The following is a 7,336-nucleotide window of genomic DNA, read 5'->3' as shown; positions in this document are numbered from 1 at the left end:
TTACTTTTGCCCCTAGGCGATCGAGTTGGGTGGCCATCACCGTCAGGCGATCGCTTTCCTTCACCCGTAATTCCTCGGCATCCTTGATAATTGTCGTTCCTTGGGCAAAAACCGCCGCTACTGCCAAAATCGGAATTTCATCGATCAGACGGGGTATAATCTCACCAGCGATCATGGTTGCCTGTAGTTGACTGGATTTCACCCGCAGATCCGCCACCGGTTCCCCCGTCACCACCCGTTGATTTTCGAGGGTGATATCTGCCCCCATTGCCTGTAAAACCTGTAAAACTCCGGTTCTAGTCGGGTTTATTCCCACATTTTCGATTAATAACTCGGAATTAGGCACGATTGCTCCCGCTACCAACCAAAAAGCCGCCGAACTGATATCCCCCGGTACAATCACCGTTTGTCCAGTTAAAGTGGGATAACCCGTCACCGTGACGCTATTAGTCTCCCCATCCACCTCAATATTTGCCCCAAAAGCGCGCAGCATCCGTTCACTGTGATCGCGAGATAAAGCGGGTTCCGTGATTGTGGTTTTCCCCTCCGTTAACAGTCCTGCGAGGAGAAGACAGGATTTCACCTGTGCAGAAGCGACGGGAGAATAGTAGTGGATCGGTTGCAGAGATTCCCCAGAAACGGCTAAAGGAGCCAAAGAATTAGCTTTTCTGCCCCAAATTTGTGCCCCCATTTCTTTGAGGGGTTTCACCACCCTGGACATGGGACGCGATCGCAGGGAAGCATCACCGGTAACGACAAAAAAACGGTCCTGATGACCAGCCAATAATCCTAACATTAAGCGGATCGTCGTGCCGGAATTGCCCGCGTCGAGGATTTCTAAGGGTTCCTCGAGATTGCCTAAACCCCTACCTTTGACGATCACTTTCTCGCTGTTGAGTTGGGAAATTTCCACACCCATGGCACGAAAACAACTAGCGGTACTGCGGGGATCTTCGCCCAATAATAACCCATGAATAACAGTTTCTCCTTCGGCGATCGCTCCTAACATCAGGGAACGATGGGATATAGATTTATCGCCTGGGATGGTGATTTTTCCCCGTAATCCCGTGATTTTGGCTGGATCGATGACTAAATCTTGATGGGATTGAAGGGGGTTAAGGGTGACAATAGACATGATCTTTAGGCAGATGAAGACAAGCTCGATCTATTTTCCCCCTTTACCTCGTCCTTTCCTTGTCAAGTTATGTAAAGAATATTAAGCTAGAAGCATTCGGTCATCAGTTTTTTGTCATGCCCACTACTGCCCAAGAAGTTTATAATCAAGTGGTTTGCCACTTATCATCTGGGGAACGTTTGCGATTGGCCACAATCATTCTCAATGAACTTGTCGGACAACAACAACCATCGCTAGATCAAAGTGATACCTGGACTGAGGAGGATCAGATCGATCTTGTCAATTTTTCCCTAAACTATGCGGCCAAAACTTTCTCTGATGTGGAGGGGGGTTAATTGGTGACGTTTTCCACTGGAGATGTGGTGACAGTTGATTTTCCCGGTGTGACAGGAATTAAGCGCCGTCCTGCTGTGGTTTTGTCATCAGAGACTTACCACTCTCTTCGACCTGATGTAATAGTTGGACTGATCACAACTCAGTCAAAAGTTCTAGGAATTACTGATTATGCGCTTCAGGATTGGATCTCGGCCGGGTTACGGGTCGCTTCGATATTTCGTTGTTTTATCGTAACTTTGCCACCATCTGCAAATTTAGCTGTGATTGGACATTTATCAGAGCGTGACTGGCAGGGAATCAAGGCTCGTGTTAGAATTTCCCTCGCAAGTTTAGATGAAACAAAACCATAGAGGCAAGTCGCCTCATCTAACCCACCCGACAACTTAAATTTATGTCTCGTCGTCAACTGTTGAGTTTTTTAAGCGTAGTAATTCTGGCATTTTTTGCCCTTATTCCCGATGCTAACGCTTTAGGTGGTTCCCAACCCCCTTTAAATCAACCGGCACCCGATTTTAGCCTACCGACTAACAAGGGAGAAGGAAATATTTCCCTATCGGACTATCGGGGTAAATGGGTAGTTTTGTATTTTTATCCCAAGGATTTTACCCCAGGCTGTACCCTAGAAGCGCGGCGTTTTCAACAGGATTTGCCGAAATATATGGCTAAAAATACGCAAGTTTTAGGGGTAAGTGCCGATGATGTCGATTCTCATGCGGAATTTTGTGACTCGGAGGGGTTAAAATTTCCCTTACTGGCAGATACTACCGGAGATGTTAGTAAAGCCTATGGTTCTTGGATGGGTTATGTTTCCCTGCGCCATACCTATCTTATCGATCCGCAGGGGATTTTAAAAGAGATTTATTTAGGGGTAAATCCTGCCATTCACAGTGCCGAAGTTTTAGCACGTTTAGAGGAATTACAGGCGAGTTCTTGATTTTGACAAGCAAGAATGCCGATGGAGGGGTTTTTACTCCAAAGGCATCTCTAATTTAGCAGTCAAAGTTATTGGTCAAGCAGTTAAGATTGGGTAATATAATCATCATTAACCAATCGGACTTAATGTCTTACTGATTATCAGCTTTGAAAGACTTCTTTTAGAGTCTCTCGACAAATATCACCGTTTTTTTGGCAAGCTAGGCTGATTTTTTCTTTGATTATTGCCTGACGATTAAGTAGTTCGGGTAAACTATCTAGTTCATTAGTTCCCTGGGCAATATCTAAGATAATTTCTTGCAGTCCTGCATCAGAAAAGATACCATTAATTTTTCCTTCTTTAGCTCGATTAACAATGGCAATCGGCAAAGAACCACAAAACATTGCAAACATCAAAACGTGCAAACGATTGCTAAACACCATCGATGCTCCAGAATACAAATCATACATAGAGCGACTGTCTATATATCGTTCTATAAACATCACATCGTATTCATTTTGATAACGTTCAAACAGATATTTGGAAAATTTATAATCTGAATCAACTTGGTAACTAATAACTAATTTATTTTGGCTATCTCCACAGATCATTTTAACCAGTTTATCTAAAACTATCAAAAGATTAGTTTTATAGCCAGAACTATCAAACTCTTTGAAGCCAGATCTAAAACTTAACACAATATAATTTTGATCTATTTTTATGGGTTGCTCATTAGAATTGGGAACCTGCATCAAAAATTGTGAATTTTCCTTGACATATTTTTTGGGCAACAGCCAGGCTAAGTCAGGGAATATTTTTACCTTATCTATTCCTATTTTTAGAGCATAATCTTTGGATAAAGTATCTCTAACACTATAAAAGTGCATAGGGATAGAACGCAATTTCTCAGATACTTGTAGAGGTTGTGACAAGGACTCAATTGAAGTACCAAATCGACAAATTTTTACTTTGAATATGGCTAATATATTATAGTATAAGGAAGCTAACAACATCTTAAGCTCTAACTTAAATCCTCGTCCATAGAAATGGCCAGGACGCAAAATTAAATAAACATTAGCCCGAGGCTTAAATAAATATTTTAAGCTATAAAACCAGATCAAAAGACTAAAACCGATTGGATATGAACTAGCTTTCTCATCATTTTTCATATCTAACTGCTTACAGAACCATTCAGGAACTTGCAAATCATTAATAATCAGCTTTCCGTACTGTCTTAATTCCGAAACGAGAATTTTAGTTAATACTAAATCTCCCTGATTTCCATGGGGAACTCTCGCTTGGCAGAAAATGATATTATCTCTGAGAGAATGTTGCATAGTCTAGATGTCCTTTATTTTTACAAAAACAGCTTGCAAGAAAATCGACTTCGACCTAGTAAATCTGCCAAAATTTGCTTGATTGACAAACGGATAGTCAGCAAGTTCATGAGAAGATAACTTAACTAGGTCTTGACCGTTGATGGATTGTAACATTATTTTAAATCAACGACAACATTAATATTCATCAAATCTTAACAATTGCTTCGGCATAATTTTTCATAAGCGCCATGTTAAATGTCTAAAAATAGCGAAACTGAGAAAACGGCATGAGTAGTTATTACGGCGAAGTGTAGCCAGACGCAGATATTTACCGGCAAGTAATCTCCCAATGCCTTTAATTCTTGCTTGTAAACGTTCCCACCAAAAAGCCAGCCAAGTACTGTTTTTTCCTTGGGCATAAATTGGCAAAAAAGCTAAGGAACCATAAAGTACATCGGCTCTATGGCTTTTGCTTAAATTATTGCGGTAATGTTCCAGATTGGGTAAACCACCATGTTCTCCGTAACAGCGAAAGGGAAGATAATTTTTAAGTTTTTGTTCTCTTAACAAATTATCAATCGTAGAATCCCAAGAAGAATAGGATTTAGGTCCTGGATTTTGCCTGATTTTTTCTTCTAATGTTATCAGAACTTTTGCCGCCTCTGGGGTAACGATATAGGCAACAGCAGAGGTAGAAAATCCAGTGGCAAAACCTTCGGGTGATACATAATAAACTTGAGGAGCGCAAGTATATAGCCAAGCAATACCCACATCTTTTTTACTAGGATTAAATGGTAAAGGAAGTTGACTGATGCCCACCACAGGAACAAAATCAGCTTCGATAATTAAAGTCGGTTTATTTTCCTGAATAATACGTTGCCATGCTTGACAATGATTAAGAAGACAAAGGTAGCTATTGGAATAACCCTTATATTCTTCTAGGTGTTTTTGTCTGAGAACTTCGCAATTAAATCCCTCTTCCCGAAAGCAGGATTCTAGTGCCTCTGTTGGCTCTTTATAGGCGATGATAAAAACTTGCTTAACGTAATCAATCAACGAATTAGATTGGGATGTTGCTTGGGTTACAGTAACCATCATTTTACTAAATACACTTGTTCTATTTATACTGCGTAAACCGAAATATTCCCACCTTAAGTTAATTAGTCAAGTCGGTTGACTACTAACTACTACCTAAAAAAGCTAGAGTGGGGTTATTTTGAGCAAGCTGTTGCTGTAGTCAAAGTTTACATCATTTTGAACTGTTGTCGGCCCCGCCCAGAGTATATATGATAGTGGAAAGCTGATCTAGTCTCTAGATCACTCCCAGTGAAAACTTCCACAAGACAAGGGTTAGGATTATTATTCGGCGGTCGTTCGGGAAAACAGGAGGCATCTATCAATTCTGCTGGATAAATTGTGCAAGCTTTTGATTATACCAAAAATCTTCACAAATATGCGCTTATACCCTTCTATACCGATAAAAATGGCTGTTGGCATTCAGAAGTCACCCCTAGACGAATTTTAACCTCTGGACAATCCCTAGCTATTGAGAGCAAGATAAAAGTCAATCTTTGACAATTTCCTCTAATTTACCTGGTTTAACCCTAATTTTGATGATTAAGATAAAAAAAATCCCGACCACGATTTTTTCATCGGTGGGGGATATAGACTAACAACCTTAACCGAGATAATCAGGACTAATTGCAATTATCGTCCTTATCACCCTTACAGTCACGGTTTTGTAAAATTAGCGGCGAAGAGGAACGGTCAAAATGGTTATCTTGACTATTAACCGCTAAAGTGTGAGGAAGAGAACCTAACAGCAAGGAGACCACAACAAACAAGGTTAACGAGATTTTCATGGTTTTACTCCCTTAGACACCATCAGGTAATTGACCTATTTTTACCATAGGGCCTTTCTTCTCGGATGTCAGTCCCATTGCCAAGAGGGAAAAAGGGGTTAACATGGAAAAAAAGGGAATATAAGTAGAATAAAGTAGAACCGGATGAAACCACAGGGATGGGACGAGTTTCTCAAACATCTAGCTAGAGAATACGGTGTTCAAGGCAAATTAAAGGAAATTTTTTTGGTTCGTTTTGCCTACGAAAATTGGCGCAAACCAGATGAGGGAATTTGGGAAATGGCCGAGGCTGCCAGCCATGAAACCTATAAAAAACAGATGACTAAAATCTATAGCTATTTCTCGGAAGATAAAGATAATGGCTGTCCCGAACTCGAATTAGGTAGTAAAGGGCCGGGTAAGTTCCAAATCCTCCGAGAATGGTTCAAAGATATCAAATATCCTCAATGGAAAAATCACCCCACCCCGATACTAGCAGAAAAATCAGTTATAGATACTTATATTAGCCGCCCTCCCGTCGAAAGCGACTGTTATCAAGAAATTAATCGTCCGGGGTCACTCATTCGCATTAAATCCCCCGAAAAGACTGGCAAAACTTCTCTCCTTAAACATCTGCTCGCTCAGGCAGATAGTTGGGGACATAGCACAGTTTATATTAATTGTCAAGTGGCAGAAAAGGCGATGTTTGCCAGTTTAGACCGATTTTGTCGCTGGTTTTCGGCAAATGTCAGCCGAGAATTGGGTTTAAAGCCTCAATTAGATGAATATTGGGATGAGGAACTATTTGGCAGTTTAATCAGTTGTCAAACCTATTTTCAGTCCTATCTTTTGGAACAGATTAACGGCCCTGTTTTTTTGGCCCTAGATAATTTAGACAGAATTTTCGAGTATCCCGACATCGCTAGGGATTTTTTGCCGCTTTTGCGCTGTTGGCACGAAGAAGCTAATAATTTAGAAATCTGGCAGAATTTGCGGTTAGCGATTGCTAATTCCACGGAAATCTATATTCAATTGGACGCTAATCAATCTCCCTTTAATGTCGGTCGCGCGATTAAATTACCCGGTTTTAGCCTCGAACAACTGGAAAACTTGGCTAGTAGCTACGGATTGCCTAAAAATGACGATAATCAGCGTTTTATCGGGGATTTAATCGCTCTAGTCGCTGGTCATCCCTATCTTAGCCGTTTGGCCCTGGAAGCGCGGGTGCGCGGGGAAAAAAATATTCTCCCTAATGCTGCTACCCAAGGGGGAATTTATGCGGCACACCTGCGTCATCACTGGGATAGTCTGCAAAAACAGCCGGAATTATTGACAGGGATGGGGGAAGTGGTTAATTCTTCCGATAAGGGAGCGCGATTAGAACCGATTACTGCCTATAAACTGGAAAGTATGGGTTTAATTCAGTTAAAAGGCGATCTAGCCCAGCCTAGCTGTCAATTATATCAGCTTTACTTCCGAGAGGAACAAACTGGCAGCGATCTCTAGTGGATAATTAGACACCGATAAGCATCCGGTGCGCTCAAAGATTGCTCAACTTGCCAAAGATTGTAGTTCGGAAGTGCCATAAACTCTAACGATTTTATCTTGGCAGGCCGTGGCGATATAATGACCATCGGGACTAAAACAAACGGAATAGATTTTCTGGGGATGGGGAATAGAAATAATGGCTTTTCCTGCTTTTAAATCCCATAATTTTAAGCTTTTATCATCACTACCACTGGCTAATAGTTGATTATTAGGACTAACACTAACTGAATTGATATGATCACTA

8 protein-coding genes are annotated in these 7,336 nt (G+C 41.1%); 4 read left to right on the top strand and 4 right to left on the bottom strand.

Going from position 1 to position 7,336, the window contains the following annotated elements:
* Positions 1-1,135: 3-phosphoshikimate 1-carboxyvinyltransferase (aroA, locus tag PX481_RS10425; protein WP_288094551.1), on the bottom strand; the 1,135-nt coding region annotated here is incomplete at its 3' end.
* Positions 1,136-1,194: 59 nt separating this feature from the next.
* Between aroA and PX481_RS10420 the strand changes: the two genes are divergently transcribed.
* Genes PX481_RS10420 through PX481_RS10410 form a run of 3 tightly spaced genes read left to right on the top strand, consistent with a single transcriptional unit; the run spans position 1,195 to position 2,405 of the window.
* On the top strand, positions 1,195-1,470 hold the full coding sequence (locus PX481_RS10420; RefSeq protein ID WP_002761450.1) for a hypothetical protein: 276 nt from the start codon (positions 1,195-1,197) through the stop codon (positions 1,468-1,470).
* A gap of 3 nt (positions 1,471-1,473) precedes the next feature.
* The gene (locus PX481_RS10415; protein ID WP_071825094.1) at positions 1,474-1,821 is read left to right on the top strand and encodes a type II toxin-antitoxin system PemK/MazF family toxin; all 348 of its coding nucleotides are present in this window, start codon (positions 1,474-1,476) and stop codon (positions 1,819-1,821) included.
* 41 nt (positions 1,822-1,862) lie between these two features.
* Positions 1,863-2,405, top strand: a complete 543-nt coding sequence (locus PX481_RS10410) for a peroxiredoxin (protein ID WP_002761451.1) — start codon at positions 1,863-1,865, stop codon at positions 2,403-2,405.
* A 140-nt stretch (positions 2,406-2,545) separates the two neighbouring features.
* On the opposite strand, the gene PX481_RS10405 is transcribed toward PX481_RS10410, so the two are convergent.
* Positions 2,546-3,721, bottom strand: a complete 1,176-nt coding sequence (locus tag PX481_RS10405; RefSeq protein ID WP_002761452.1) for a polysaccharide pyruvyl transferase family protein — start codon at positions 3,719-3,721, stop codon at positions 2,546-2,548.
* Between the two features lie 219 nt (positions 3,722-3,940).
* A complete protein-coding gene (locus tag PX481_RS10400; protein ID WP_002761454.1) occupies positions 3,941-4,801 on the bottom strand; it encodes a glycosyltransferase family protein in 861 nt (286 codons plus the stop codon).
* Between the two features lie 908 nt (positions 4,802-5,709).
* Between PX481_RS10400 and PX481_RS10395 the strand changes: the two genes are divergently transcribed.
* Complete coding sequence (locus PX481_RS10395; RefSeq protein ID WP_002761457.1) at positions 5,710-7,050, top strand: AAA-like domain-containing protein; 1,341 nt, start codon at positions 5,710-5,712, stop codon at positions 7,048-7,050.
* Between the two features lie 45 nt (positions 7,051-7,095).
* Here the strand turns inward: PX481_RS10395 and PX481_RS10390 are convergent.
* Positions 7,096-7,336 (bottom strand): WD40 repeat domain-containing protein (locus PX481_RS10390; protein ID WP_502888595.1); only part of this gene is annotated, 241 nt, incomplete at its 5' end.

This window comes from Microcystis sp. M53603_WE2, from assembly GCF_030065435.1.
The sequence above is the reverse complement of the archived record's forward strand: the minus strand, read 5'-3'. Positions and strand labels throughout refer to the sequence as shown.

Bases quoted from the DNA above. Each gene is read 5' to 3' on its own strand.
- PX481_RS10405 (WP_002761452.1), bottom strand. From the start codon at position 3,721: ATGCAACATTCTCTCAGAGATAATATCATTTTCTGCCAAGCGAGAGTT.
- PX481_RS10400 (WP_002761454.1), bottom strand. From the start codon at position 4,801: ATGATGGTTACTGTAACCCAAGCAACATCCCAATCTAATTCGTTGATT.
- PX481_RS10410 (WP_002761451.1), top strand. From the start codon at position 1,863: ATGTCTCGTCGTCAACTGTTGAGTTTTTTAAGCGTAGTAATTCTGGCA.
- PX481_RS10395 (WP_002761457.1), top strand. From the start codon at position 5,710: ATGAAACCACAGGGATGGGACGAGTTTCTCAAACATCTAGCTAGAGAA.